The organism is Alicycliphilus denitrificans (genome assembly GCF_044792555.1).
In the GTDB taxonomy this organism is placed as follows: Bacteria; Pseudomonadota; Gammaproteobacteria; order Burkholderiales; family Burkholderiaceae_C; genus Alicycliphilus; species Alicycliphilus denitrificans_A.
The window spans coordinates 563,211-588,473 of sequence record NZ_CP126238.1 but is presented as its reverse complement, the minus strand read 5'-3'; the positions used below and the strand labels follow the sequence as shown (position 1 = coordinate 588,473).

23 protein-coding genes are annotated in these 25,263 nt (G+C 67.6%); 10 read left to right on the top strand and 13 right to left on the bottom strand.

The genetic code is table 11. The features are described 5' to 3' along the window. Positions 1–15 precede the first annotated feature (15 nt). Complete coding sequence (locus P7644_RS02790) at positions 16–762, top strand: sulfite exporter TauE/SafE family protein (RefSeq protein ID WP_404301482.1); 747 nt, start codon at positions 16–18, stop codon at positions 760–762. Positions 763–938: 176 nt separating this feature from the next. Here P7644_RS02790 and P7644_RS02785 read toward each other — a convergent pair whose 3' ends face one another. From P7644_RS02785 to P7644_RS02775, 3 genes are read right to left on the bottom strand one after another with little or no spacing between them, the layout of a single operon-like run. After that, entirely contained in the window at positions 939–1,388 is a 450-nt protein-coding gene (locus tag P7644_RS02785) for a universal stress protein (protein WP_404301481.1), read from the bottom strand. Positions 1,389–1,445: 57 nt separating this feature from the next. Next, a complete protein-coding gene (dtd, locus tag P7644_RS02780; protein ID WP_404301480.1) occupies positions 1,446–1,889 on the bottom strand; it encodes a D-aminoacyl-tRNA deacylase in 444 nt (147 codons plus the stop codon). After that, positions 1,886–2,836: a cation diffusion facilitator family transporter gene (locus tag P7644_RS02775; RefSeq protein WP_404301479.1), complete on the bottom strand. Its 951-nt coding sequence runs from the start codon at positions 2,834–2,836 to the stop codon at positions 1,886–1,888. The genes dtd and P7644_RS02775 overlap by 4 nt, the downstream gene beginning before the upstream one ends. A 100-nt stretch (positions 2,837–2,936) precedes the next feature. On the opposite strand from P7644_RS02775, the gene P7644_RS02770 reads away from it, so the two are divergent. Together P7644_RS02770 and P7644_RS02765 are read left to right on the top strand one after the other, a co-directional pair. After that, on the top strand, positions 2,937–5,009 hold the full coding sequence (locus P7644_RS02770) for a putative bifunctional diguanylate cyclase/phosphodiesterase (protein WP_404301478.1): 2,073 nt from the start codon (positions 2,937–2,939) through the stop codon (positions 5,007–5,009). 35 nt (positions 5,010–5,044) lie between these two features. Continuing rightward, positions 5,045–6,544 carry an AMP nucleosidase gene (locus P7644_RS02765; protein ID WP_404301477.1) on the top strand — a complete coding sequence of 500 codons (1,500 nt, stop codon included), beginning with the start codon at positions 5,045–5,047 and terminating at the stop codon, positions 6,542–6,544. Positions 6,545–6,763: 219 nt separating this feature from the next. Here the strand turns inward: P7644_RS02765 and P7644_RS02760 are convergent, their stop codons facing one another. The 5 genes from P7644_RS02760 to P7644_RS02740 form a co-directional block, all read right to left on the bottom strand. Further along, positions 6,764–7,990, bottom strand: coding sequence for an acetate/propionate family kinase (locus P7644_RS02760; protein ID WP_404301476.1), 1,227 nt, complete (start codon positions 7,988–7,990; stop codon positions 6,764–6,766). Positions 7,991–7,992: 2 nt separating this feature from the next. Next, positions 7,993–9,447 (bottom strand): bifunctional enoyl-CoA hydratase/phosphate acetyltransferase, encoded by a 1,455-nt coding sequence (locus tag P7644_RS02755; protein WP_404301475.1) that lies wholly within the window; start codon positions 9,445–9,447, stop codon positions 7,993–7,995. Between the two features lie 33 nt (positions 9,448–9,480). Then, positions 9,481–10,254, bottom strand: a complete 774-nt coding sequence (fabI, locus tag P7644_RS02750; protein WP_404301474.1) for an enoyl-ACP reductase FabI — start codon at positions 10,252–10,254, stop codon at positions 9,481–9,483. Between the two features lie 92 nt (positions 10,255–10,346). Continuing rightward, on the bottom strand, positions 10,347–10,745 hold the full coding sequence (locus P7644_RS02745; RefSeq protein ID WP_404301473.1) for a hypothetical protein: 399 nt from the start codon (positions 10,743–10,745) through the stop codon (positions 10,347–10,349). Beyond that, a complete protein-coding gene (locus P7644_RS02740; RefSeq protein ID WP_404301472.1) occupies positions 10,735–12,540 on the bottom strand; it encodes a PHA/PHB synthase family protein in 1,806 nt (601 codons plus the stop codon). Before P7644_RS02740 ends, P7644_RS02745 begins: the two co-directional genes overlap by 11 nt. 130 nt (positions 12,541–12,670) lie before the next feature. Between P7644_RS02740 and P7644_RS02735 the strand changes: the two genes are divergently transcribed. From P7644_RS02735 to P7644_RS02715, 5 genes are all read left to right on the top strand, one after another. After that, entirely contained in the window at positions 12,671–14,299 is a 1,629-nt protein-coding gene (locus tag P7644_RS02735; RefSeq protein WP_404301471.1) for a methyl-accepting chemotaxis protein, read from the top strand. Positions 14,300–14,480: 181 nt separating this feature from the next. Continuing rightward, positions 14,481–15,422, top strand: coding sequence for an ATP-binding cassette domain-containing protein (locus tag P7644_RS02730; RefSeq protein ID WP_404301470.1), 942 nt, complete (start codon positions 14,481–14,483; stop codon positions 15,420–15,422). 1 nt (position 15,423) lies between these two features. Next, positions 15,424–16,233, top strand: a complete 810-nt coding sequence (locus tag P7644_RS02725; RefSeq protein ID WP_404301469.1) for an ABC transporter permease — start codon at positions 15,424–15,426, stop codon at positions 16,231–16,233. Between the two features lie 10 nt (positions 16,234–16,243). Continuing rightward, entirely contained in the window at positions 16,244–16,735 is a 492-nt protein-coding gene (locus tag P7644_RS02720) for a pyridoxamine 5'-phosphate oxidase family protein (protein WP_404301468.1), read from the top strand. Then, positions 16,732–18,087 carry a GAF domain-containing protein gene (locus P7644_RS02715; protein WP_404301467.1) on the top strand — a complete coding sequence of 452 codons (1,356 nt, stop codon included), beginning with the start codon at positions 16,732–16,734 and terminating at the stop codon, positions 18,085–18,087. The genes P7644_RS02720 and P7644_RS02715 overlap by 4 nt, the downstream gene beginning before the upstream one ends. 63 nt (positions 18,088–18,150) lie before the next feature. Here the strand turns inward: P7644_RS02715 and P7644_RS02710 are convergent, their stop codons facing one another. Together P7644_RS02710 and P7644_RS02705 are read right to left on the bottom strand one after the other, a co-directional pair. Further along, positions 18,151–18,870, bottom strand: coding sequence for a hypothetical protein (locus P7644_RS02710; RefSeq protein WP_404301466.1), 720 nt, complete (start codon positions 18,868–18,870; stop codon positions 18,151–18,153). 145 nt (positions 18,871–19,015) lie between these two features. Then, positions 19,016–20,614 carry a GMC family oxidoreductase gene (locus tag P7644_RS02705; protein WP_404301465.1) on the bottom strand — a complete coding sequence of 533 codons (1,599 nt, stop codon included), beginning with the start codon at positions 20,612–20,614 and terminating at the stop codon, positions 19,016–19,018. Positions 20,615–20,730: 116 nt separating this feature from the next. On the opposite strand from P7644_RS02705, the gene P7644_RS02700 reads away from it, so the two are divergent. Next, the gene (locus P7644_RS02700; RefSeq protein ID WP_404301464.1) at positions 20,731–21,579 is read left to right on the top strand and encodes a 3-hydroxybutyryl-CoA dehydrogenase; all 849 of its coding nucleotides are present in this window, start codon (positions 20,731–20,733) and stop codon (positions 21,577–21,579) included. Positions 21,580–21,612: 33 nt separating this feature from the next. On the opposite strand, the gene P7644_RS02695 is transcribed toward P7644_RS02700, so the two are convergent. The 3 genes from P7644_RS02695 to P7644_RS02685 are packed head-to-tail and all read right to left on the bottom strand — an operon-like array spanning position 21,613 to position 24,335. Next, on the bottom strand, positions 21,613–22,617 hold the full coding sequence (locus P7644_RS02695) for a Bug family tripartite tricarboxylate transporter substrate binding protein (RefSeq protein ID WP_404301463.1): 1,005 nt from the start codon (positions 22,615–22,617) through the stop codon (positions 21,613–21,615). Positions 22,618–22,646: 29 nt separating this feature from the next. After that, positions 22,647–23,126 carry a MaoC family dehydratase gene (locus P7644_RS02690; RefSeq protein ID WP_404301462.1) on the bottom strand — a complete coding sequence of 160 codons (480 nt, stop codon included), beginning with the start codon at positions 23,124–23,126 and terminating at the stop codon, positions 22,647–22,649. 12 nt (positions 23,127–23,138) lie between these two features. Further along, entirely contained in the window at positions 23,139–24,335 is a 1,197-nt protein-coding gene (locus P7644_RS02685) for a CaiB/BaiF CoA transferase family protein (RefSeq protein ID WP_404301461.1), read from the bottom strand. 411 nt (positions 24,336–24,746) lie between these two features. Here P7644_RS02685 and P7644_RS02680 point away from each other — a divergent pair, with 411 nt between their 5' ends. Then, positions 24,747–25,220 (top strand): hypothetical protein, encoded by a 474-nt coding sequence (locus P7644_RS02680; RefSeq protein WP_404301460.1) that lies wholly within the window; start codon positions 24,747–24,749, stop codon positions 25,218–25,220. Positions 25,221–25,263: the final 43 nt, after the last annotated feature.

Below are 25,263 nucleotides of genomic sequence, written 5' to 3'. Positions count from 1 at the left end.
CTAAGATCGGCCGCCATGTTCGACACCCCCCTGCTCCTCGCCGCCGCCTTCGTCGCCGGCGCCCTGAATGCCGTCGCCGGTGGCGGCAGCTTCCTCACCCTGCCGGCCCTGGTCTTCACCGGCGTGCCGCCCGTGGTGGCCAACGCCACCGGCACCGTGGCCCTGCTGCCCGGCTACATGGCGGGCGCCTGGGGCTTTCGTGAGGACATGCAGCCGCCGCCGGGTCTGTCGATGCGCGCCGTGGTCGTGCTCTCGCTCATCGGCGGCGCGGCCGGCGCGGCGCTGCTGCTGGTCACGCCCGACGCCATCTTCCGCAAGGTCGTGCCCTGGCTGCTGCTGGCGGCCACCGCCCTGTTCGCCTTCGGGCCGCAGCTGCGGCAATGGGCCGGCTCAGGCCACCACAGCGCCTCGCCCTGGAAGGCCGGCCTGGGCATGCTGGCCGTCGCCGGCTACGGCGGCTACTTCAACGGCGGGCTGGGCATCCTGCTGCTGGCGCTGTTCGGCCTGCTGGGACAGACGCAGCTGAACGCCATGAACGGCATGAAGAACCTGGTCTCGGCCCTGCTCACGGCCATTTCCGTGGCCATTTATGCCGCGGGCGGCATCGTGCTGTGGCAGCAGGCCCTGGTGATGATGGTGGCCGCCACGCTGGGCGGCTACGGCGGCGCGCGCCTGGCGCGCCGGCTGCCCGCGCCGATGCTGCGCTGGGGCATCGTGGCCACGGGGCTGGTGATGGCGGGGCTGTTCTTCTGGAAGCAGTAGCCCGGCGCGTCAGAGGCTGAGAGTTTTTCCCTCGTGCCCGAAAGGCGCGTCAAAACGCACCCGATCGAGGCGCAAAACGCAGCCATAGCTCGGGCTATGGCGAGTATTTGCAACGATGAGCGGGGGTGTTTTGGCGCGCAAGGCGGACATAGGGGAAAGACTCTCAGCCTCTCAGGTCAGGGCTGGCCGCGCACGAGCAGCACCGGCACCGGTGCAAGCCGCGCTATCTGCTCGGCATCGCTGCCCAGCAGCATGCGGCCCACGCCGCGGCGACCATGCGTGCCCAGCACGATGAGCCGAGCGCCCCAGTCCCGGGCCTGGGCGACGACCACATCGCTCACCCGGCCGCTCCAGCTCTCGATCAGCTGCGTGTCCGCGTCCAGGCCGGCGGCACGCACCTCGGCCAGGGCTTCGCCGAGCAGCTTTTCGCCGGCCTCGCGCATCAGCTGCAGGATGTCGGCGGTCACCATCACGCCGGCCTCCAGGCTGGTCATGAACGACAGGTCGTCCACCACATGCAGCAGCTTCATGCGGCCGCCGCTGAGCTTCGAGATCTGGATGGCTTCGCGCAGCCCCTGCAGCGAGGTGGGGCTGCCGTCCACGGGAACCAGGATCTTTTCGTACATGATGCGCCCTCACTGGGAACGGTTCATCATCATAGAACCGACATGCACATCCGGGAATCAGGGCCCGATGCGCAGCGGGATGGTCACCGGCCCGTCGTTGATCAGGTGCACCTGCATGTCCGCTGCAAAGCGCCCCGTGGCCACCACCGGGTGCGCCGCGCGCGCCTGGGCCACGAAGTAGTCGTACAGGCGCTCGCCCTCGGCGGGCGCGGCCGCCTGGCTGAAGCCCGGGCGGTTGCCGCCGCGCGTGTCGGCGGCCAGGGTGAACTGACTCACGATGAGCAGGCCGCCACCCACGTCCTGCAGGCTGCGGTTCATCTTGCCGGCTTCGTCGCTGAAGATGCGCAGCTTGAGCATCTTGGCCAGCAGCCTGTCGGCCTGCGCTTCGCCGTCGCCCTGCTCGGCGCAGACCAGGGCCAGCAGGCCTGCATCGATGCGGCCCACGACCTCGCCGGCGATCTCCACGCGCGCCTGGCGCACGCGCTGCAACACACTGATCACGTCGTCTTCTCCTGCGCTTCGGCTTGTTCAAACACGGTTTCTGCGCCCTCGGGCAGCAACTCGATGGTGGCGTACAGGCCGGGCACCATGTCCATCAGCTCGGCCTCGACGGCTGCGCGTGCGGCGGCCGCGCGGCCCAGGGTCCAGTGCGCCGGCACATGCATGTGCAGATCGAGGAAATTGCGCGCGCCGGCGCGGCGTGAGGTCAGGTTATCGAAGTACACCCGGCCGCCGGCGGCCTGCGCGTGGCGCTGCAGCGCGGCCTCGATCTGCAGCAGCAGCTCCTGCTCCACCGCCTCGTCCATCAGGCCCTGCGCGGAGCGCCAGACCAGCTCCACGCCCTCCCGCAGGATGTTCAGCGCCACGCCGACGGCCACCAGCGGGTCCAGCCACAGCCAACCGGTGGCGCGTGCGGCCAGCAGGCCCACGACCACGCCCACCGAGGTCCAGACGTCGGTGATCAGATGGCGCGCATCGCCTACCAGCGCCACCGAACGGTAGACGCGCGCCGAGCGGAACATGGCCCAGGCCAGCACGCCGTTGAAGAGGGTGCTGAGGATGGACAGCCCCAAGCCCCAGCCCAGCTGCTGCACCGGCTGCGGATGCAGGAAACGCAGCGCCGCCGCCCACAGGATGGCGATGCTGGCGCCGACGATGAGGATGCCCTCGAAGCCGGCGGAGAAGTATTCGGCCTTGTGGTGGCCATAGGGGTGCTCGGCGTCGGGTGGCTGCTGCGCCACCGTGACCATGGCCAGCGCGAACATGGCGCCGGCCAGGTTCACGAAGGATTCGAGCGCGTCCGACAGCAGGCCGACCGAGCCGGTGACCCACCAGGCCAGGGTCTTGAGGGCAATGGTCAGCAGGGCCACGCCCACCGAGGCGCGCAGCAGGTTGTGGGGCGTCATCCAGGCGGGGACATGCAGGGGGCTGGTGGCGGCAGGGAGCATGGGAACGATTATCCCGTCACGCCAGCATGGTGCCGTGCCTGCGGCATCGTCAAAGCGCTGGCGATGGGCTATAAATCGGCCACACCTTCGCCACCCGCACATGCCATCGCCCTCCTCAGATCCATCCGGACTGGACTCATGCACCGGCGATGCCCTGCTGCGCCTGCTGGCCGACGCGGTGCCGCTCATGCTGGCCTATTACGACGCCCAGCATCTGCGCTGCACGTTTGCCAACCAGCGCTTTGCCGACTTCGTCGGCCGCACCGTGGACAGCCTTCCCGGCACCCAGGCCAGCGACGCCCTGGATGCACAGACCTGGCGGCAGATCCAACCCCTGGTGCAGCGCGCCCTCAAGGGCGAGGCCGTGCAGCACACCTGCCAGCGCCTGGACCCTGAGCGCGTGCTGGAATTCACCCTGCAGCCCCACCATGCCATGCCGGGCGGCCAGCCGGCCACGGTGGGCCTGATCATGCTCATCAACGACGTGAGCCACCACTGGCAGGCCCAGCATGCCGCGCGCCAGAGCGAGGAGCGCATGCGCAAGTTTGCCGAGGCCACCGAGGAGGGCCTGGTTTTCCACCAGGACGGCCTCATCCTCGACGCCAACGAACCCATGCTGCGCTTGACCGGCTACACCCTGGCCGAGGTCGTGGGGCGCTCCATCTTCGACTTCATACCGTCCGAATACCGCGCGCTGGCCGAGGAGTACACGCGCCGCGCACGCGAATATCCCTACGAGCTGACCATGCGCCACAAAAGCGGGCGCCTCATCCCCATCGAGGCCGTGGGCAAGACCATGACGCAGCCGCAGGGCGAGCACCGCGTGGTTGTGGTGCGCGACATCACGGCACGCCGCCAGGCCCAGGAACGCGCGCGCTTTCTGGCCCTGCATGACACGCTGACCCAGCTGCCCAACCGGCGCCACCTGATGCAGCAGCTGGCACGCTGGGCTGCGTCGGCACGGCAGCGCCATGCGCGCATGGCCCTGCTGTTCATCGACCTGGATCACTTCAAGACCGTGAACGAATCGCTGGGCCACGAGGCCGGCGACCAGCTGCTGTGCGAAATGGCCCGGCGCCTGCAGGACGGCGTGAGCGCCACCGATTTCGTCGCGCGCGTGGGCGGCGACCAGTTCGTGGTGCTGCTGCCCGATCTGCCCCATCGCGGCGCAGCTGGCGAGGTGGCCGATGCGCTGGCGCGGCGCATGAGCGCCGCCTATGTCATTGGCGACACGCCGCTGTCGCTGTCGCTCTCCGTGGGCATCAGCATCCTGCCCGGCGACGGCTATGACCCGGACGATCTGCTGCGCCGCGCCGCCGCCGCCATGCGCCAGGCCAAGGAGAGCGGCCGCGGCACGCGCCTGTTCTATACGGGCGACATGGCGGGGCAGCCGGCCGAAACCCTGCAGCAGGAGCACCTGCTGCGCGAGGCCATGGCGCAACAGGCCCTGCGGCTGCACTACCAGCCCCAGGTGCATGCGGCCAGCGGCCGCCTGGCCGGCTTTGAGGCCCTGGTGCGCTGGCAGCACCCGCTGCGCGGCCTCATCGGACCCGATGAATTCATTCCCCTGGCCGAGTCGCGCGGCCTGATCACCCCCATCAGCCGCTGGGTGCTGCGCGAAGCCTGCCGCCAGCTCAAGGCCTGGCACGACGAGGGCCTGCCCCGCGTGCCCGTGGCCGTGAACCTGTCGGCCATCGAGTTCCGCCAGCGCGACGTGGTGCGCGAGATCGCGCAGGTCCTCACGGAAACCGGCCTGCCGCCCGAGTACCTGGAGATCGAGATCACCGAGACCACGCTGATGCAGCAGGCCGAGCACACGCACACCACGCTGCAGGAACTGCAGGCCCTGGGCGTGGCCGTGACGGTGGACGACTTTGGCACGGGCTATTCGTCCCTGGCCTACCTCAAGCGCTATCCGCTGGACAAGATCAAGGTGGACCGGTCCTTTGTCATCGACACCCCCGGCGACGCGGACGATGTGGCCATCGTCACGGCCATCATCGAGCTGGCGCGCAGCCTGCAGCTGCAGTCCGTGGCCGAGGGCGTGGAAACGCCGGAGCAGCTGGCGCTGCTGCGGCGCCTGGGCTGCGAACTGGCGCAAGGCTATGGCATCGCACCACCCATGGACGCACAGCGCACGCGCGCGTGGCTGCAGGCGCTGGCGCCTGCATGACGAAACCGTGACTGCGGCCCATGGACAATAGCGCCATGCCCTCCAAACCGTCCAGCACCACCGCACCCGTCATCACCGCAGCCACGCAGCACAGCGACCCCGCCGACGCCCTGGCGCAGGTGCAGCGCATCTACCAGCAGCAGATCGGCCATCTGCGCGATGCCATGCAGCGCTTCGTGGCCGGCGAGACGCCCGCCAGCCATGTGCGCGCCTGCTACCCCTTTGTGCGCGTGCAGATCACCAGCGTGGCGCGCGCCGCCTCGCAGCTGGCCTATGGCTTCATCGAGGGGCCAGGGTGCTACGAAACCACGCTCACCCGGCCCGACCTGTTTGCCGACTACTACCTGGAGCAGTTCCGCCTGCTGCGCGCCAGCCATGGCGTTACGCTGAAGGTGGGGCTGAGCCAGCAGCCCATCCCCATCCACTTCTCGTTTGCCGAGCACGACCACATCGAGGGCCAGCTCAGCCTTGAGCGGCGCACGCTGATGCGCGACGTGTTCGACCTGCCGGACCTGGCGGCCATGGACGACGGCATCGCCAACGGCACCTGGACCGCGCGCCCAGGCGAGGCGCAGCCGCTGTCGCTATTCACCGGCCCGCGCGTGGACTACTCGCTGCACCGCCTGCGCCACTACACGGGCACGCAGCCCGAGTGGTTCCAGAACTTCGTGCTGTTCACCAACTACCAGTTCTACATCGACGAGTTCGTGCGCCTGGGCCATGCCGAGATGGCCCGGCCGGACAGCGAATACATCGCCTTCATCGAGCCGGGCAACGTGGTCACGCGGCGCACGGGCCTGGCCGCCGAGCCGGGCGATGAGCTGGGATCGCCCCCGCCGCGCCTGCCCCAGATGCCCGCCTACCACCTGGTGCGCGCCGACAACAGCGGCATCACCATGGTCAACATCGGCGTGGGCCCGGCCAACGCCAAGACCATCACCGACCACATCGCCGTGCTGCGCCCCCATGCCTGGATGATGCTGGGCCACTGCGCCGGCCTGAGGAACAGCCAGCAGCTGGGCGACTACGTGCTGGCCCACGCCTATGTGCGCGAGGACCATGTGCTCGACGCGGAACTGCCGCTGTGGGTGCCGATCCCGGCCCTGGCCGAGATCCAGGTCGCGCTGCAGCAGGCCGTGGCCGACGTGACCCAGATGACGGGCAGCGACCTCAAGCGCATCATGCGCACCGGCACCGTGGCCAGCACCGACAACCGCAACTGGGAACTGCTGCCCGACAACCTGCCCCAGCGCCGCTTTTCCCAGAGCCGCGCCGTGGCGCTGGACATGGAGAGCGCCACCATCGCCGCCAACGGCTTTCGTTTCCGCGTGCCCTATGGCACGCTGCTGTGCGTCTCGGACAAGCCGCTGCACGGCGAGATCAAGCTGCCCGGCATGGCCAACCACTTCTACCGCGAGCGCGTGGACCAGCACCTGCGCATCGGCATGCGCACCATCGACATCCTGCGCGCAGGCGGCGTGCAGCGTCTGCACAGCCGCAAGCTGCGCAGCTTTGCCGAGGTGGCATTTCAATAAATTGATAGCTTCCAGCGCTTGACACGCAAGCGCAAAAGCCACTTTTACCTGATTAGGTTCATACCTCAGAAAGTACCGTCATGCCCGCGTAGGCGGGCATCCAGCCTTTGCAGGGGGCGTCTGAGAGATGTCGCCAATCCGGCTCTTTGACCCCTTCAATTGGGGTCAGGCTCCAATGAATCCCCGATGGGAGCCCTGGCCCCAATTTCCCGGCCCCAATCAAGGCGCGCAGGCCTGCTGCAATGCCTGGGTGGACTCAAGCAGCGCCGCCGCCTCGCGCGCGGCCACGCGGCCCTCGTCGGTGGGGACGACCCAGATCTCGATGCGGCTGTCGGGCGCGTGTATCGCCCAGGCCTGCTTGCCGTCGGCAGCGCGGTTGCGCTGCGCATCGATGTGCAGCCCCGTCCAGGCCAGGCGTTCGCAGACCTGCTGGCGCAGCAGCACGTCGTTTTCGCCAATGCCGCCGCTGAAGGCAAGCAGATCCAGGCCGCCCAGACAGGCGGTCAGGGCCCCGGTTTCGCGCACCACGCGGTGCGTGAACTGGGCTATGGCGCACTGCGCATCGGCGCTGCCCTCGGCGGCCTCCTCGCGCAGGCGGCGCATGTCGGCGGAGATGCCGGACACGCCCAGCAGCCCCGATTGCTTGTACAGGAGCCTCTCGATCTGCGCGTGCGTCCAGCCCTGCTCCAGCAGGTAGAGCAGCACGCCGGCGTCCAGCGAGCCGCTGCGCGTGCCCATCATCAGGCCATCGAGTGCCGAAAAACCCATGGTGGTGGCCACGCTGGTGCCGTCCTGCGCGGCACACAGGCTGGCACCGTTGCCCAGGTGTGCCATGACGACCCGCCCGCGGCCGCGGAGGGTCTTTTCCTGCAGCACCGACATGATGTACTGGTAGGACAGCCCGTGAAAGCCGTAGCGGCGCACGCCCTGCGCGCGCAGTTCGCGCGGCAGGGCAAAGGCGTAGTCCACCTCGGGCATGGCGGCATGGAAGGCGGTGTCGAAGCAGGCGATCTGCGGCACCTGCGGCATGGCGGTGCGAAAACGCCGGATGCCTTCCAGGTTATGCGGCTGGTGCAGCGGGGCCAGTGAGTTGAAACGCGCCAGGCGCGAGAGCACCTCCTCTGTCACGCACACGCTGGCCGTGAACTCGCCGCCGCCATGCACCACGCGGTGCGCTACGGCGTCGATGGCGGGCGCGCCGTCCAGCCCCTGGATGAGCTCGCGCAGGCTGTCCAGCGCCACGGCAAAGACGCTCGCGCCCTCGTGCGCGGCCAGTGCCCGGTGGTGCTTTGCGCCCCGGTACTGCCAGCCCATCTCGGGGCTGCCGCCGGGCTCCAGCCCCTGGATGTTGCCCGACAGCACATGCGGCTGGACCTGCCCACCGAGCAAAGGGTGCAGCGAGAACTTGAGCGAGGACGAACCCGCGTTGACGGCAAGAATGGCCATGTTCAGGCCGCCTGAACGGAGCCGAGGCCGCGCTTCCAGGCGTTTTCGTCCTGCCGCTTGCGCTGCTGGTGTGCCGCCAGCACGGCCAGCACCGCCGAGGCCACGCGCACCATGGGGCCGTCGGCGCGGCTGGTCAGCGCAATCGGCACGCGCGCGCCCAGCACCAGGCCCGAGCCGCTGGCGCCCGCCAGGTATTCGAGCTGTTTGGCGATCATGTTGCCGCTTTCCAGGTCGGGTACCGCCAGGATGTCGGCCTGGCCCGCCACGGCCGAGCAGATGCCCTTGATTTGCACCGACTCCATGGAGATGGCGTTGTCAAAGGCCAGCGGACCATCGAGCAGGCCGCCCTTGATCTGGCCGCGGTCGGCCATCTTGCACAACGCGGCGGCATCCAGCGTGGAGGGGATGGTCGGCGTCACGGTTTCCACCGCCGACAGGATGGCCACCCGCGGCGTGGCCGTGCCCATGACCTGGGCGAACTCGATGGCGTTCTGGATGATGTCGGCCTTCTCCAGCAGGCTGGGGGCGATGTTGATGGCAGCATCGGTGATCAGAAGGGGCTTCGAGTACAGCGGCACGTCGAAGCGGAACACATGCGACAGGCGCCGCCCGGTGCGCAGCGAGGGCTGGGCCAGGATGGCCTTGAGCAGCTCGTCGGTGTGCAGGCTGCCCTTCATGACGATCTCCACCTCCTTGCGCGCGGCCATGGCCGCGGCCAGCTCGGCGGCGGCGTGGCTGTGCTCGACGGAGATGATGTCCGCGCCCTCGAGGCTGATGCCAGCCTCCTCGGCCACGCGGCGGATGCGCCCCTCGGGGCCGATCAGCACGGGATGAATCAGGCCGTGGCTGGCGGCATCCATGGCGCCGCTGAGCGAGCCCGCATCGCAGGGATGCACCACGGCGCAGCGCATGGCCTCAATGCCGTCGGCCAGCGACAAAAGCTCGTTGAAACGCGCCTCGGGGTCGAACAGCTGGATCTGCGGCGCATTGATCTTGGGCACGCGCAGCTTTTGCGTGGGCGGCATCAGGCGCGCCACGCCCTTGAGCACCACCTCGCCCTTCTGGTTGGTGACCAGGCAGTCCATTTCCACGCGCTTCTTCTCGTCGTCCTTGGCGGAGACGGTGGTCAGCACGGTGAGCGTGTCGCCAATGCGCACGGGTTTGGTGAACTTGAGCTCCTGGCCCAGGTAGATGGTGCCGGGACCGGGAAACTGCGTGCCGAACAGCGCCGAGATCAAGGCGGCCCCCAGCATGCCGTGCGCGATGACGCCATGGAACATGGTGGCGTCGGCGTATTCGGGGTTCAGGTGGGCGGGATTGATGTCGCCAGACACGGCGGCAAAGGCCTGGATGTCCTCCTGGGTCACCGTGCGCAGCAGGCGTGCGCTTTGGCCCACGCTGAGCTCGTCATAGGTGACGTTTTCCATCCATTCGAGGTCGCTGATGTTGGTATTCATGGTGTCTGGATTTCTAAAACAGGGGCCGGCTCATCAATCCATGGCGTGCACGCCGGCATCGACGTAAATCGTCTGTCCGGTCATGCCGCTGGCGGCATTCATGCACAGGAAGGCGCTGAGCTGGGCGATTTCCTCGAGGGATACCAGGCGCTGCAGCGGAGCCTTGGACTGGGCCGTGGCCATCAGGGTGTCGAAGTCGGCAATACCCGAGGACGCGCGCGTGAGGATGGGGCCGGGCGAGACCGCATGCACGCGGATGTTCTTGGAGCCCAGCTCCATGGACATATAGCGCACCACGGATTCAAGCGCGGCCTTGACCGGGCCCATGAGTCCGTAGTTGGGCACCACCTCGCCCGAGCCCAGGTAGGTCATGGCCAGCATGGTGCCGCCGTCCGGCATGTGCGGTGCACACAGCTTGCCCAGTTCGGCAAAGCTGTGGCAAGACACGCTCACGGCGCGCGCAAAACCCTCGCGCGAGCTGTCCACCACGTCGCCGTGCAAGTCCTGCAGCGGCGCCCAGGCGATGGAGTGGATGACGAAGTCGAGCCGGCCCAATTTTTCCACCGCGTGCGCAACGGCCGCCTGCAGCTGGCCCTCGACCTCGACGTCGCAATGGAGCAGGTCTATGCCCAGCGGCTGGGTGTGCGGCTCGACGAACTTGCGGGCCTTGTCGTTCAGGCAGGTGGCCACCACCTCGGCACCCATGGCGCGCGCCAGTCGGGCGCAACCAAAGGCGATGCTGCTGTCGTTGGCAATACCCAGGATCAGGCCCTTCTTGCCGGCCAGGCTGAACAGATTCGATGTCATGAAAACAAAACCTCACACAAAAAAATGGCTCTAGGAGCGTGTTTACGCTCTCAGCCTCAGCCTCAGCCTCAGCCTCAGCCTCAGCCTCAGCCTCAGGCCTCGATGCCCTCGAACAGAGGACGCAGATTCATGCCGGGCGCCTGGGCGTCGAAGCCCTTGGCCAGCAGACGGTCGTTGGCATACAGCAGCAGGTCGCGCGCGCCCGGCGCCCCTATGCGCTCATTCGTCGCCAGTTGCGCCACCACCTCGTAGCGCAGCACCAGCAGGCCACGCAGCTCCTCGCGCATGCGCGCCTCGCGGCCGCCACCGGCGGCTGCCGCGCAGGCCTCGTCGCATTGCAGGGCAGCCTGCGTTTCGGCAGGGGTTTGCAGCGATAGGCGCAGGGCCTGGGCCAGCAGCGCAATGCGCCCCCCCAGGCTTTCGAGCTGACGCGCCAGGCGTCGCACCTGCTGCTGGGCGGCGGCTTGCTCGTTGGCGATCTCAGTCGGCATAGCGCGTCATCACATAGGTACCCGGCGCATCGCACAGCACATGCTCCGCGGCGATGGGCTTGGCCGCCACGGGCTTGCCCGAGCGCTCGGTGACCCATGCATGCATGGCCTCCCACCACGAGCCCTGCACGGTCGGGGCCTGGGCCTTCCAGTCGTCGGGATCGACCCAGCCGGCATCCCCCTGCGCGCTGGCCATCTGGTAGCTGCGGCGCGGGCGCCCCGGCTCGCTCACGATGCCCGCGTTGTGCCCGCCCTCGGCCAGCACGAAGGTGACGGGGGTGCTGGTCTGCAGGTGGATCTTGTAGACCGACTTCCAGGGCGAGACATGGTCCTTGGTGGTGGCCACGACCAGCATCGGCGCGTTGATGTCCATGAGCGCCACCGTGCCCCCGGCCACGCGGTACTGGCCCGAGGCCAGGGCGTTGTTGAGGAACAGCGAGTCCAGGTATTCGGAGTGCATGCGCGCGGGCAGGCGCGTGGTGTCGGCGTTCCAGCTCATGAGATCGAAGCTGGCGTCTTCCTCCCCCATCAGGTAGCGGCGCGTGTTGCGCCCCCACAGCAGGCCGCGCGAGGCCAGGTAGACAAAGGAGCCCCCCATCTGCTTGCCCGACAGGTAGCCGCGTTCGCTCATGGTCTGGCGCAGCAGCGCCAGCTGCGCCTCGTCGATGAACACACCCAGCTCGCCGGGCTCGGTGAAGTCGGTCTGCGCCGCCAGCAGAATGACCGAGGCCAGCTCCGGCATGTCCGCCGGAATCATGGCCTGTTCGGCCGCCGTGCGCTCCTGCACCTTCTTGCGGCTCAGGCGCCCCATGACGGCGGCGACAATCGCCAGGAAGGTGCCGCCAAGGCAGTAGCCCACCGTGTGCACACGGCGCGCGCCCGAGCAGGACTTGACGGCGGACAGGGCCTGCATCACGCCCAGGCGCAGGTAATCCTGCATGCCCAGGTCACGATCGCTGGCATCGGGGTTGCGCCAGGAGACGATGAACACCGTATGCCCCTTGTCCACCAGGTACTTGACCATGGAGTTGTGCGGCGACAAGTCCAGGATGTAGTACTTCATGATGCAGGACGGCACGATCAGCACCGGCTCGGGCTGCACCTTGTCTGTACTCGGGTGGTACTGGATGAGCTCGATGAGAGCATTGCGGAACACCACCTTGCCCGGCGTCGCGGCCACGTCCTGACCGACCGCGTATTCCAGCGGCGCCAGTTCTTCGGCCGGCGTGTCGGGGTGGGCGCTGAGGTATTCCTGCAGGTCTTGCTGAAAGAATTTCCAGCCCTCCTGCAGCGACCGTCCCTGGGTCTCGCCGGCCACGCGCAGCACTTCGGGGTTGGTCAAGGCCCAGTTGGACGGTGCCAGCGCGTCCAGCGCCTGGCCCGTGAAGAAGCTCACCATATGCTGGTGATGCTTGGAGACCCCGCCGCCATGCTGAGCCGCCTCGCGCCACCAAGTGTCGGCGGCCTTATAGCCCTCCTTGATGACGTTGAACGGCCAGCCGCGCCAGGCCGGGTCGACAAAACGCCCATCCTTCTCGGGGCTGGCCTCGTCGGGCTGGCTGGCCAGGTTGTGCATGGCCCGCACCGAAAGATCCAGGGCCCGCTGCGCCAGCACCGCCTGGCGCCCTGGCGAGGCCATCATGTGCATCGCCCAATCGGCATGCGCCAAGGCCAGCGCCACCGGCGACAGGCCGCTGTACATGCGCGCCATGGCGGAACGCACCGACTCATCCACCGCCTGCGCGGCCACGCGCTGGCTCTCTTGAACCGGTCCAAGCCTGGAGGGAGCTTTCATTGTGATGACAATTAATCGAGTTACTTACATCACAAATTATGACATCGCGTTACTTGAAAGCCGCTTTTAGATAAAGTTAAACACTAGATTGACGATTTTTTAAAAACTTGCCTCTACAAATTTTTGTTTCATGAGCTCTTTCTGGAAAAACCTGCAAATCACCCAGCGTTTTGTCGCTGTTTTGTGCATCTTTGTGTTGTCGATTGCCGCCATCGCGGGCGTTGGCCTGTGGGGCTTGTCGGCGGCACGCGACAGCCTCAAGACCATGTACGACGAAACCATGGCCCGTGCCTTGCTGGCCGACCAGTCCATCATGCAAACCCTGAACAATCGCATGGAGGTGCTGCTGGCCTTCCAGCATGATCCCGATAGTGCCCTGGCAACCATTCACCAGCATCCGGCCAGCCTGCATCTGGACAATGTGGCGCGCAACCAGGCCAAGGCCGACGAGTTGCACAAGACCATGGAGCAGGCCATCAAGGCGCCGGAAGAAAAGGCCCTGTTTGACACTGCCATGCAGGCGTGCGAGTCCTGGCGCGCGCAACTGGCACGTGCGCTGGATGTCATTGCACATAACAACTACAGCCCCGAGGCCATGGCCACTTTCCTGGCCGCTGGCCGCAATGAGGGCGAGGCCACCGTCAAGGCCATGCAGAACTTGCGCGACTACCAACTCAAACAAGCCGATGCCGCTTACCAGGCGGCCCAAGGCCGCTACCAGTTGGCGCTGTGGATTTTTGCGGCAGCGACCGTGGTGCTGGTGCTGCCCTCGGTGTTGTTGGCCATGACCTTGCTCGGGCGCCTGAAATCCGGCTTTGGCACCGCCAACACCACTGTCAGCCAGATCGCAGCGCGCGACCTGACGCAGCGCATTGCCTGCGAGGGCAGCGATGAAATCGGCACCATGCTCGGCGAGATGGAAGCCATGCGCAGCAACCTGTCCGAGGTGGTGGGACGCGTGCGCGATGGCACGGACTCCATTGCCCAGGCCTCAAGCCAGGTGGCGGCAGGCGCGCACGACCTGTCCGCGCGCACCGAGCAACAGGCCAGCGCGCTGGAGCAGACCGCCTCGGCCACCGAGCAGCTGTCGGGCACGGTGCAGCAAAACGCCGACAGCGCGACCCAGGCCAACCAACTGGCGGCCAGCGCCTCCGAAGTGGCGCAGCGCGGCAGCGCCGTGGTCTCGCAGGTGGTACAGACCATGGACGCCATCAACCAGTCCTCGCACAAGATCGTGGACATCATCGGCGTGATCGACGGCATAGCGTTCCAGACCAACATCCTGGCGCTCAACGCCGCCGTGGAAGCCGCCCGCGCCGGCGAACAGGGCCGCGGTTTTGCCGTGGTGGCGGGCGAAGTACGCAGCCTAGCACAACGCAGCGCCGAGGCTGCACGCGAAGTGAAGGCGCTGATCACCGACTCAGTGACCAAGGCCGAGGCCGGCAACGCCCAGGCCGCCCAGGCCGGCGAGGCCATGCAGGAAATCATGAGCGGCATCGAGCGCGTGGCCCGCATCGTCGACGAAATCGCCCTGGCCAGCCGCGAGCAGGCCTCGGGCCTGGCGCAGATCAACCAGGCCGTGGCGCACCTGGATGGAGTGACCCAGCAAAACGCCGCCCTGGTCGAGCAAACCTCGGCCGCATCCAGCGCGCTGCAGCACCAGGCACAAGAGCTTGCCAGCCTGGCCAGCACCTTCCGCCTGGCACACCGGCATGAGGCGCTGAGCCACATCTCTGCAAGCAGGGCGCTTGCCGCCTGATGCAGCCCGGCGCAGCCGCAAGCTGCGCCGCACCGTTCAGGGTGAGGCATGCAAGCACGCCCCATATCGCCATCAAAAAGATAGCTGACATCGCTCATTCATAAAGCGTAAAAAGCCTTTTTTATACATAATCCTTCAGCGCGAGAAACTCCACCCGGCAGCCTTCCTCCACAATCGCCGCATGAGCGTGCTCTTCGAAGTCCAGAACCTGCGCAAGCGCTACGGCGCCGCCACCGTGGTGGACGGCGTGTCGTTTTCCATCGCGCGCGGCGAATGCCTGGGTGTGATCGGCCCGAACGGCGCCGGCAAGACCACCACCCTGCGCATGTGCCTGGGCCTGACCGCGCCCGACGAGGGCAGCGTGCGCTTCTACCCCGACAGTGGCACCGCGCCGCTGGCCATGCCGCGCGACGCGCTAGCCATCAAGGCGCAGCTGGGCGTGGTGGCGCAGTTCGACAGCCTGGATCCGGACTTCAGTTGCGCCGAGAACCTGCGCGTATTCGGGCGCTACTTCGGCCTGAAGGGCGCGGCCATGGAGCAGCGCATCGCACCGCTGCTGGCGTTTTCCGCACTGACGACCAAGGCCGACGCACGCCCGGGCGAGCTTTCGGGCGGCATGCGCCGGCGCCTGTCGCTGGCGCGCGCGCTGGTCAACGACCCGCGCCTGTTGCTGCTGGACGAGCCCACCACGGGCCTGGACCCGCAGGCGCGCCACCTGATGTGGGAGCGGCTGCAGCAGCTGCTGCAGCAGGGCAAGTCCATCCTGCTGACCACGCACTTCATGGACGAGGCCGAACGCCTGTGCTCGCGCCTGCTGGTGCTGGACCATGGCCGCACCATCGCGCAGGGAGCGCCGCGCGCGCTGATCGCCGAGCATCTGGAGCGCGAGGTGGTCGAGGCCTACGGTAACGGCGCCCTGGCCCTGGCCCACGACGCGCGGCTGCGCCCGCTGGCCGCGCGCATCGAGGTCAGCGGCGAGACCGTCTTCTTCTACACCCAGGATGCGCGTCCCCTGCTGCAGGCCCTGGTGGCCCACAGCCAGCTGCGCACCCTGCACCGGCCGGCCAACCTGGAGGATTTGTTCCTCAAGCTGACGGGCCGCCAGATCCGCGAGGATGCCTGAGATGCCCACTCCTGCCACGCTCAGCATCTGGCGCGCGCCCGACCTGTCGCTGCGCTGGTGGCCCGTGTTCCTGCGCAACCTGCTGGTGTGGCGCAAGCTGGCCATCCCCAGCCTGGTGGGCAACATCGCCGAGCCGCTGATGTGGCTGCTGGCCTTTGGCTACGGCATGGGTGCGCTGGTGGGGCAGGTCGAGGTGAACGGACAAAAGGTGCCCTACATCCTGTTCCTGGCCAGCGGCTCGATCTGCATGAGCGCCATGAACGCGGCCAGTTTCGAGGCGCTGTACTCGGCCTTCTCGCGCATGCATGTGCAAAAGACCTGGGACGGCATCATGAACGCGCCCATCAGCCTGGACAGCGTGCTGCTGGCCGAGATGCTGTGGGCCGCTTTCAAGGCGCTGTTCACGGCCACGGCCATCCTGGGCGTGATGCTGGCGCTGTCCATCAGCCACAGCCCGAAACTGTTCGCGGCCTGGGGCGTGCTGGTGTGCGTGGGCATCATGTTCTCCAGCATCGCACTGATCTTCAACGCCCTGGCGCCGGGCTACGACTTCTTCACCTACTACTTCACGCTGGTGCTCACGCCCATGATGTTCCTGTCGGGCGTGTTCTTCCCGCGCGAGCAGCTGCCCTGGGCCGTACGCATCGCCTCGGACTGGCTGCCGCTGACCAATGCCGTGGAGCTGGTACGCCCGCTGTTCATGGACCAGTGGCCGCAGCAGCCGCTGCGCCACGGCCTGGTGATCGCCGTGACTACCGTGGCCGCCTACTGGGTGGCGCTGGCGCTCACGCGCCGGCGTTTCCGCAAGTGAGGAGCCGACCATGCCTGCCTTGCTGAGCCCCGAGCACATCGCACTGGTGGACCGGGGCGTGTCCGCCATCGTGGCCTCGCGCGATGCGCGGCTGCGCCCCAGCGTGATGCGCGCCGTGGGCGCGCGCATCCGTGCCGACGGACGGCGCATCACCGTCTTTCTGCGCAAGAGCCAGTCGCAGCAGCTGCTGGCCGACATCGCCGCCACGGGCCACATCGCCGTGGTCTTCAGCGATCCGCCCTCGCACCGCACGGTGCAGGTCAAGGCCACGGCCGCGCTGCAGCGCGCCCTGCGGCCGGCCGACGAGACCGCGCTGCAGCGCTACCTGGCGGCCATGCAGCAGGCGGTGGCGCAGGTGGGCTACGGGCCGCCGTACACGGCGGCCATGCTGAGCGCGCCGCGCGACGACCTGGTGGCCGTGGAGTTCACACCCGAGGCGGCGTTCGACCAGACCCCCGGCCCGCGCGCCGGCATGCCCTTGCCAGCTGGCGGCACGCCATGAGCCACGCCGCCGTGCCCACGCTGCGCTCCATCCGCGCCTGCCTGGAGGGCGCCATTCCCGCCATCATGGCCACCTGCGCGCCCGATGGCACGCCCAACGTGGCCTATCTCTCGCAGGTGGTCTATGTGGACGAGCGGCATGTGGCGCTGTCGTTCCAGTTCTTCAACAAGACGCGCGCCAACATCCTCGTCAACCCCTACGCCAACGTGCTGGTGCTGGACCCGGTCACGGCGCGCTATTACCGGCTGCACCTGCGCTACCTGCGCACCGAGACCAGCGGCCCGCTGTTCGAGCGCATGCGCGCCCAGCTAGCCGGCATCGCCTCGCACACCGGCCTGGAGGGCATCTTCGAGCTCAAGGGTTCGGACCTGTACGCGGTCGAGCGCATCGAGCCCGTGCCCGGCGAAGGCCTGGAGCCCGGGCCCGGGCAGCTGCCACGCGCCGACCTGCTGGGCGCCGTGCGCCTGTGCAGCCAGCGCCTGGCACGCTGCGCCACGCTGGACGAGCTGCTGCAAGCGCTGCTGGCAGGGCTGCACGAGCAGTTGGGCGTGCAGCACGCCATGGTGCTCATGCTGGACGCAGCGGTCGGCCACCTCTACACCGTGGCCAGCCATGGCTATGCGCACTCGGGCGTCGGCTCGGAGATCAAGCTGGGCCAGGGCGTGATCGGCGTGGCCGCGCGCGAGGCCACGCCCGTGCGCATCAGCCACATGACGCATGCCGCGCTCTACAGCCACGCCATGCGCTGCAGCATGGGCCAGGGCAGTGGAGCGCCGGCGCACGAGATTCCCTACCCCGGCCTCGCCGCGCCGCACAGCCAGCTGGCCGTGCCGCTGGTCAGCCGCGGGCGCACGCTGGGGGTGCTGTTCGTCGAAAGCCCGCTGGACCTGCAGTTCCGCTACCCCGAGGAGGACGCACTCGTGGCCCTGGCCGGGCACCTGGCCGCCGCCATCGACCTGCTGCAGGCAGCGGACGAGGCAGCCGAGGCCCCGCAGGTGGAGACCACCGCGGCGGCCCCGCAAGGCACGCCGGTGCGGGTGCGGCACTTCGCGGTGAACGACAGCCTGTTCGTTAACGACACCTACCTCATCAAGGGCGTGGCCGGCGCCATCCTCTGGAAGCTGCTGCGCGACCATGCGCGCACGGACCGCCGGGACTTCAGCAACCGCGAGTTGCGCCTGGCCCCCTGCCTGCGCCTGCCCGACGTGGCCGACAACCTGGAGGCCCGGCTGCTCCTGCTACAGCGCCGGCTGCAGGAGAGCGACACGGGCATCCATATCGAGAAGACCGGCCGCGGGCGCCTGCGCCTGTGCCTGGACGCGCCCGTGCAGCTGGAGGAGGTCACCGGCTGAGCCTTCCCGGGCAGGGCCGCGCCTCACCGGGCCGCGCACCGGCGCAGCGGCCGTGCGCGCCCCTCATTGCGCCAAGCCAAGCGCGCGCGCCAGCTTGCCCCACTCGGCAGGCGACAGCTGCGGACGCACGACGCCCAACGCCGCCTCGAAGGCCTGCGGCGGCGCGTTGCGGCGCATCTCGCCCAGCATCATCGCGCGCTCGGCGGGCGTCATGTAGGGCAGCATCCAGCGCAGCGTGACCATCATTTCGTCGGGCGGAATGGAGGCCACCAGGGCGCCTTCGAGCGCGGCCAGTTCCGCGTCGCTGTAATGGGCCCAGAGCACGGCATTGTGGCCGGTTTCCTCCTGGTGCATGTGTTCGAAGTTGTGCGCCACGAACAGTGCCAGTTGTTGATACAAGGCGTGCGCGACCCGTGCGCGCCGCTCACGCGGGCAGTGCATGAGTTGCACCGCACCCGCTGCCAGCGCGGCGATGGCCTGCTCGTGGCCCTCGTGCTCGCGTGCCACCGTGGCGGCGCTGCCCGGGGCATGGCGCTCCATGGCCGGGTGCACGAACGCGTTCTCGTGGTGCAGGTGCGAACGGCAGAAGTCCAGCAGCTGCAGCACGCGGGCGCCGGTCTGGGACAGTTCCAGGTCGTCATCTGCATCCATGCGGCCCAGCCCCGTGAGCGTGTCGGTCATGAAGGCACGCAGGGCCTTGTGGATGAAGGCGTACATGTCCATGCGCGGTGCGGCGGCCTCTGCCTGTGCTAGCGCGGAGATTTCCTGTGGGTTGAATTGCATCGTCGTTTCCGTTCCTTGAGCTTTGCGGCATGCATGCGCCGCGGCATTCCGAGCCGGCACACCCCGTGTCGACCGGTGCTGGCAGTCTAGGAACGCGGGTGCTTGGGCGCTGCTAAAAAACGCTTATCCAAACCCTCAAAAATTCTTAAGCTGCGGCCAGGCGGATCAGCTCCGCCGCGCGCTCGGCAATCATCACCGTGGGCGCATTGGTGTTGCCGCTGACGATGCGCGGCATGATGGACGCATCCACCACGCGCAGGCCCTGCAGGCCGTGCACGCGCAGCTGGGCATCCACCACGTCCAGAGGACCGGGGCCCATGCGGCACGAGCCCACGGGGTGGTAGATGGTGTCGGCCCAGTCGCGGATGAACTGCGCGATCTGCGCATCGCTTTGCGCGCTGGCCGAATGGGGCAGCTCGCGCGCACCCAGACGGGCCAGCGCGGGCTGTGCCAGGATCTCGCGCATGCGCCGCACGCCGCGCACCAGGCGCGGCAGGTCGTCCGGGTCGCTGAAGAAGGCCGGGTCCACCAGCGGCGCCGCTGACGGGTCGGCGCTGGCCAGCGTGACGCGGCCGCGGCTTCGCGGCTGCAGCAGGCAGACATGGCAGGAATAGCCATGGCCCCAGCTGGCCTTGCGGCCATGGTCGAGCAGCTTGCCGACCACGAAGTGCAGCTGCAGGTCGGGCAGGGGCTCCTCGGGGCGGCTCTTGATGAAGCCGCCGGCCTCGGCGAAGTTGCTGGTGAGCATGCCTTTGCGCTGTGCGCGCCAATCGCGCACGCCGCGCAGCACGCGCAGCGCCCCGGCCAGCGACAGGCCAAAGGTGTCGGTGAGCGCCGGCGCGTCCATGACCTGCACCACATCCGGATGGTCGTGCAGGTGCTCGCCCACGCCCGGCAGGTCGTGCACCACGCCGATGCCGTGGCGCTGCAGCTGCGCCCCCGGCCCCACGCCCGAGAGCATGAGCAACTGCGGCGACAGCAGGGCGCCGGCAGAGAGCAGCACCTCGCGCGCCGCGCGCACCTGCTGCATCTGCCCGCCCAGGCGGTATTCCACGCCCACGGCGCGCCGCCCCTCCAGGATGAGGCGCGTGGCCCGCGCGCCGGTCACCACCTGCAGATTGGGCCGGCCCAGGTGCGGCGTGAGGTAGGCCTTGGCCGCGCTGAAGCGCTCGCCCGCGCGGTGCGTGACCTGGTAGAGCCCCACGCCCTCGAGCTGCGCACCGTTGAAGTCGTCATTGCGCGCATGGCCGGCCTGCACGCCGGCCTCGACGAAGGCGCGGCTGGCGCGCTGAGGCGCTTGCAGGTCGGCCACGTTGAGCGGGCCGCCCGTGCCATGCCAGGCGCTGGCGCCGCGCTCGTTGTTCTCGGCGCGCAAGAAGTACGGCAGCACGTCGCGCCAGCCCCAGCCGGGGTTGCCGGCCGCGGCCCAGTGGTCGTAGTCACTCGCATGGCCACGCACGTAAATCATCGCGTTGACCGAGCTGGAGCCGCCCAGCACCTTGCCGCGCGGCTGGTAGCCCCTGCGTCCTCCCAGGCCCGGCTGCGGCGTCGTGGACAGCCCCCAGTTGTAGGCACCGCTGCGCGCCATCGCGGCCAGGCCCGCGGGGCAGTGGATGAGCACGCTGGCATCGCTGCCGCCCGCCTCCAGCAGGCACACGCGCACGGCCGGATCCTCGCTGAGCCGCCCCGCCAGCACGCAGCCCGCCGAGCCGCCGCCGATGACAACATAGTCGAATTCACGCATGGTGGTGTCTCCCCCCGGTGTTATGGACGCGCCGCCCTGGCAGGCGCGCGATTGCCGATACCATCACGGCATCGCTGGTTTCTTTTTTCCCCACAACTCTTTCAAGGGACTGTTATATGACGATTACCACCGTCGGCATCATCGGCGCGGGCACCATGGGCAATGGCATTGCGCAGGCCTGCGCCGTCTCGGGCATCCACGTGGTCATGGTGGACATCTCCGACGCCGCCGTGCAAAAGGGCGTGGCCACGGTGGCCGCCAGCCTGGACCGCCTGATCAAGAAGGAAAAGATCACGGCCGCCGACAAGGACGCGGCGCTGGCGCGCATCCAGGGCTCGACCAGCTACGACGACCTGAAGGCCGCACAGATCGTGATCGAGGCCGCCACCGAGAACTACGAGCTCAAGCTGAAGATCCTCAAGCAGGTCGATGCGATCGTGGCGCCCGAGGTCATCATCGCCTCCAACACCTCGTCCATCTCCATCACCAAGCTGGCGGCCGCCACCAGCCGCGCCGACAAGTTCATCGGCATGCATTTCTTCAACCCGGTGCCGATGATGGCGCTGGTGGAGATCATCCGCGGCCTGCAGACCAGCGATGCCACGCATGACGCCGTGAAGCAGCTCGCCGAGCGCCTGGGCAAGTCACCGATCACGGTGAAGAACGCGCCTGGCTTTGTGGTCAACCGCATCCTGGTGCCGATGATCAACGAGGCCTTCTTCGTGCTGGCCGAAGGCCTGGCCACGCCCGAGGACATCGACGCCGGCATGAAGCTGGGCTGCAACCAGCCCATAGGCCCGCTGGCGCTGGCCGACATGGTGGGGCTGGACGTGTGCCTGGCGGTGATGGACGTGTACCTGGCCGAGTTTGGCGACAGCAAGTACCGCGCCTGCCCGCTGCTCAAGGAATACGTGGCCGCCGGACGCCTGGGCCGCAAGACGGGCCGCGGCGTCTACCAGTACTGAGCCGCGCCGTGCGCCGCGCCACGGCGGCGCACATCAGTCCAGCGTGATGCCCGTGGCTTTCACCACCGATGCCCAGCGCGCCAGCTCCTTGCGCACATAGGCGCCGTATTCCTCCGGCGTCGAGCCCAGCGGCTCGGCGCCCTGCACGGCCAGCTTCTCGCGCACGTCGGCGCTTTGCAGCGCCTTGTTGATCTCCGCATTCAGGCGCTGCACGACGGGCGCGGGCGTGCCGGCCGGCACCATCACACCCTGCCAGGCACCGGCCTCGAAGCCCGGCATGACAGTCTCGGCCAACGTGGGCACCTCGGGGAACAGCGACATGCGCTTGCCCGTGGTCACCGCCAGCAGCTTCATGCGCTTGTCCTTCACGAAGGACATCACCGAGTTGATGGTGTCGGTCATGAACTGGATCTGCCCGGCGGCCAGATCCACGTCGGCCGGCGCGCTGCCGCGATAGGGCACATGCGTGGCCTCTATGCCCTGCGCCTTGACGAACTGGTAGGCGGCCAGGTGGGTCACGTTGCCGTTGCCGGCCGAGCCGTAGGAGAGCTTGTCCGGATTGGCCTTGGCGTAGGCCACGAAGTCCTTTACGTTGTTGGCGGGCACGGCGGGATTGACCACCAGCGCCAGGGGCACCACCGCGGTCAGCGCCACCGGAGCCAGGTCGCGCTGCACGTCGTACTGCATGCTCTTGTACAGCGCCGGGCTGAGGGTGATGGACGATGTGTTGTAGAGCAGCGTGTAGCCATCGGCCGGCGCCTTGCTGACGAAAACGCCGCCGATGTTGCCATTGGCCCCCGGCTTGTTGTCCACCACCACCGGCTGGCCCATTTGCTCGGAAAGCTTTTGCGCCAGCAGGCGCGCCACCATGTCAGTGGGGCCGCCCGGCGGGAAGGGGATCACCATGGTGATGGGCTTGGCCGGGTAGGCCTGCGCATGTACGGCGGGCGCGGCCAGTGCGGCCATGGCGCCGCATGCGGCCAGTGCCAGGCAGGCACGGCGGCGCAGTGGCGCGGGGGTGGCGAAGTGGTGTTTCATGCTTGTCTCCTGGTTGGGGTTTTCCGTGCTCAGCCGCGTCCGGCCAGCAGCCGCGTGGCGGTATAGGTCATGACCTGCACGCCCTTTTGGTTGAAAACGTCGATGCGCGAGGTGACGACCGCGCGCCCGCTCTTGGAGGTGGGGCGAATGCCGGTGACTTCCACCATCGCCTCGATGCTGTCGCCCACCATCACCGGTGCCAGAATCTTCTGCTGCAGCTCCAGCATGGCCAGGCCCGTGCCCTGGATCATGGTCTGCAGGATGAAGCCCTCGATCAACGTGTAGGTGAGGGCCCCAGGCACGGGCCGCCCCGGCATGGCCCCGCCCTCGTAGCCCTCTTCGATGAAGATGGCCTCCAGCATGCCGGTGACGTTGATGAATTGCACCAGGTCGGTCTCGGTGACGGTGCGGCGGAAGGTGCGAAAGCGCTGGCCGACCTGCAGGTCCTGCCAGACAAAACCCTGGCCCAGGCGCGGGGCGGTGTGGTCCATGGTGGTCGTGGTGTTCATGTGCAAAAGTCCTCAGTTTTTCTGCGCTGGCGTGATGGCGACTCCCTGGTCCACCAGCACCTGTATCTGCCCTGCATCCAGGCCAGCATCGGCCAGCAGCGCGCGCGTGTGCTCGCCCAGGCGCGGCGCCATGGCCACGGGCGGGCGCCGGCCGTCAAAGCGCACGGCGACGCCGGGAAAGCGCACGCTGCCCAGGGCGGCGTCCTGCACCTCCTCGAAGAAGCCGGTGGCGGCCAGGTGCTCGTCGCCGCGCAGCTCCTCCAGCCGTGCCACGGGCGCGGCCGGGATCTCCAGCCGGTCGCAGGCGGCAAGCCAATGGGCCGTGCTGTGCCGCACGACGTAGGTCGAGGCCAGCTCCAGCAGCTCGGCGATATGCGCCGTGCGCGCCGCGATGTCGGCAAAGCGCGGCTCGCGCGCATGCTCGGGCGCCCCCACCTCGGCAAAGAAGCGCTGCCAGTGCAGGTCGGTATAGGGCATCATGGCCACCAGGCCGTCGGCGGTGCGGTAGGGCCGGCGCCACGGCGCCAGCACGCGCGGATAGCCCGGCGCCGAGCGCGGCGGCTCGAAATGCTGGCCGTAGAAATGCTCCACCAGGTTGAAGCCCACCATGGACTCGAACATGGGCACCTCCACGAATGCGCCCTGCCCCGTGCGCTCGCGCTGCCACAGCGCCGCCAGGATGGCGTGCGCCGCCACATGGGCGCAGGTCTTGTCGGCGGCAATGGTGGGCAGATAGCGCGCCTCGCCGCCCTGCTGCTCCATCAGGTCCGCCAGGCCCGACATGCCTTGGATCACGTCGTCATACGCGGGCCGGCCCGCATACGGCCCGGGCAGAAAGCCCAGCAGGCTGGCGTAGACCAGCCGCGGGTGGCGCGCACGCAATGCATCGGGGTCAAGCCCCAGGCCGGCGAGCTTCTGCGGGCGCATGCTGTGCATGAACACGTCCGCCGTCGCTATCAGTGCCTGCAGCGCCTGCTGCGCCTCGGGCCGCTTCAGGTCCAGCGCCAGGCTCTTCTTGCTGCGGTTGGACCCCAGGAACATGGCCGCCATGCCCGGCTCGGGCGCCGGCCCGGTGTGGCGCGTGGAGTCGCCCCCGGGCGGCTCCACCTTGATGACCTCGGCGCCATAGTCGGCCAGCACCTGACTGGCCAGCGGCCCGAAGATGACGCTGGACAGATCCAGCACACGTATTCCCTGCAATGGCCCCATGCGCAACGCTCCACCGGCTTGATAAGTGGCGGCGATTATTCGGGGGGACGATTGCACGCGTCCAATATTTATTGGCCTGGATACGATACGCGTTGGATATCAATCAACCCTCGCAAAGCCAGCATCTCATCACGGGAAGCAACAAATGCGCATCTGAGACATAACCGTATCCATCAGCTGGCGATGATGACAAGCACACGGTTCTCTAAGCCTATTAATTCTTAAATCCATCCAGCAATGAAGACAAGGACACCCAATTTTTCCGGCAGTCAGCAATGTTGAGACGGCAATACGTGGGGCGAACATTGCACACTTTGGCGTTGAAAACGCGACGACCCAGCCAGCCTACATGTAAGCAAAGGGAAAGAAACAATATGTAAATTTACGCAAAATTTACATCATTTACCGCCAATGATCATCGTCAAAAAGTCAATTGCTATCGCTGTCGCTGTTTCGTTCGGGCTCACTGGTTGTGCGACGTCATCCAAGGACATTGCATCAGCCTACGTGTCACCCGTTCAGTATCAAAACTACGACTGCGATCAAATCGTTGCGGAGAATCAGCGCTTGGCAGCTCGCGTATCTCAGCTTGGTGGCAGGTTAGACGAGGCCGCGTCCAACGACAAAGCCATCATGGGTGTTGGACTGGTGCTCTTCTGGCCTGCGCTGTTCGCATTGGGCGGAACCAAGCAGCAAGAAGCTGAATACGCGCGCATAAAAGGGGAACATGACGCCCTGCAGCAAGCTGCCGTCGCAAAAAAGTGCGGCGTTTTGACCACAAAGGAGAGCACTCCAGCGCCTACAGCGCCTAAAACGACCGCGTCTTCCCCCAGCCCCGCAGCAGTTGCAGATGCTTCAGCCCCAGCCGAACCAGCCAAACCTTGAGCATCTCGACGCTTTCTGCCTAGACGTCTGAGACAAGAGCGAT

Excerpts from the sequence above, each read along its gene's own strand:
- P7644_RS02790 (WP_404301482.1), top strand. The coding sequence starts at position 16 with ATGTTCGACACCCCCCTGCTCCTCGCCGCCGCCTTCGTCGCCGGCGCC.
- P7644_RS02785 (WP_404301481.1), bottom strand. The coding sequence starts at position 1,388 with ATGTACGAAAAGATCCTGGTTCCCGTGGACGGCAGCCCCACCTCGCTG.
- P7644_RS02775 (WP_404301479.1), bottom strand. The coding sequence starts at position 2,836 with ATGCTCCCTGCCGCCACCAGCCCCCTGCATGTCCCCGCCTGGATGACG.
- P7644_RS02770 (WP_404301478.1), top strand. The coding sequence starts at position 2,937 with ATGCCATCGCCCTCCTCAGATCCATCCGGACTGGACTCATGCACCGGC.
- P7644_RS02765 (WP_404301477.1), top strand. The coding sequence starts at position 5,045 with ATGCCCTCCAAACCGTCCAGCACCACCGCACCCGTCATCACCGCAGCC.
- P7644_RS02760 (WP_404301476.1), bottom strand. The coding sequence starts at position 7,990 with ATGGCCATTCTTGCCGTCAACGCGGGTTCGTCCTCGCTCAAGTTCTCG.
- P7644_RS02755 (WP_404301475.1), bottom strand. The coding sequence starts at position 9,447 with ATGAATACCAACATCAGCGACCTCGAATGGATGGAAAACGTCACCTAT.
- fabI (WP_404301474.1), bottom strand. The coding sequence starts at position 10,254 with ATGACATCGAATCTGTTCAGCCTGGCCGGCAAGAAGGGCCTGATCCTG.
- P7644_RS02745 (WP_404301473.1), bottom strand. The coding sequence starts at position 10,745 with ATGCCGACTGAGATCGCCAACGAGCAAGCCGCCGCCCAGCAGCAGGTG.
- P7644_RS02740 (WP_404301472.1), bottom strand. The coding sequence starts at position 12,540 with ATGAAAGCTCCCTCCAGGCTTGGACCGGTTCAAGAGAGCCAGCGCGTG.
- P7644_RS02735 (WP_404301471.1), top strand. The coding sequence starts at position 12,671 with ATGAGCTCTTTCTGGAAAAACCTGCAAATCACCCAGCGTTTTGTCGCT.
- P7644_RS02730 (WP_404301470.1), top strand. The coding sequence starts at position 14,481 with ATGAGCGTGCTCTTCGAAGTCCAGAACCTGCGCAAGCGCTACGGCGCC.
- P7644_RS02725 (WP_404301469.1), top strand. The coding sequence starts at position 15,424 with ATGCCCACTCCTGCCACGCTCAGCATCTGGCGCGCGCCCGACCTGTCG.
- P7644_RS02720 (WP_404301468.1), top strand. The coding sequence starts at position 16,244 with ATGCCTGCCTTGCTGAGCCCCGAGCACATCGCACTGGTGGACCGGGGC.
- P7644_RS02715 (WP_404301467.1), top strand. The coding sequence starts at position 16,732 with ATGAGCCACGCCGCCGTGCCCACGCTGCGCTCCATCCGCGCCTGCCTG.
- P7644_RS02710 (WP_404301466.1), bottom strand. The coding sequence starts at position 18,870 with ATGCAATTCAACCCACAGGAAATCTCCGCGCTAGCACAGGCAGAGGCC.
- P7644_RS02705 (WP_404301465.1), bottom strand. The coding sequence starts at position 20,614 with ATGCGTGAATTCGACTATGTTGTCATCGGCGGCGGCTCGGCGGGCTGC.
- P7644_RS02700 (WP_404301464.1), top strand. The coding sequence starts at position 20,731 with ATGACGATTACCACCGTCGGCATCATCGGCGCGGGCACCATGGGCAAT.
- P7644_RS02695 (WP_404301463.1), bottom strand. The coding sequence starts at position 22,617 with ATGAAACACCACTTCGCCACCCCCGCGCCACTGCGCCGCCGTGCCTGC.
- P7644_RS02690 (WP_404301462.1), bottom strand. The coding sequence starts at position 23,126 with ATGAACACCACGACCACCATGGACCACACCGCCCCGCGCCTGGGCCAG.
- P7644_RS02685 (WP_404301461.1), bottom strand. The coding sequence starts at position 24,335 with ATGGGGCCATTGCAGGGAATACGTGTGCTGGATCTGTCCAGCGTCATC.
- P7644_RS02680 (WP_404301460.1), top strand. The coding sequence starts at position 24,747 with ATGATCATCGTCAAAAAGTCAATTGCTATCGCTGTCGCTGTTTCGTTC.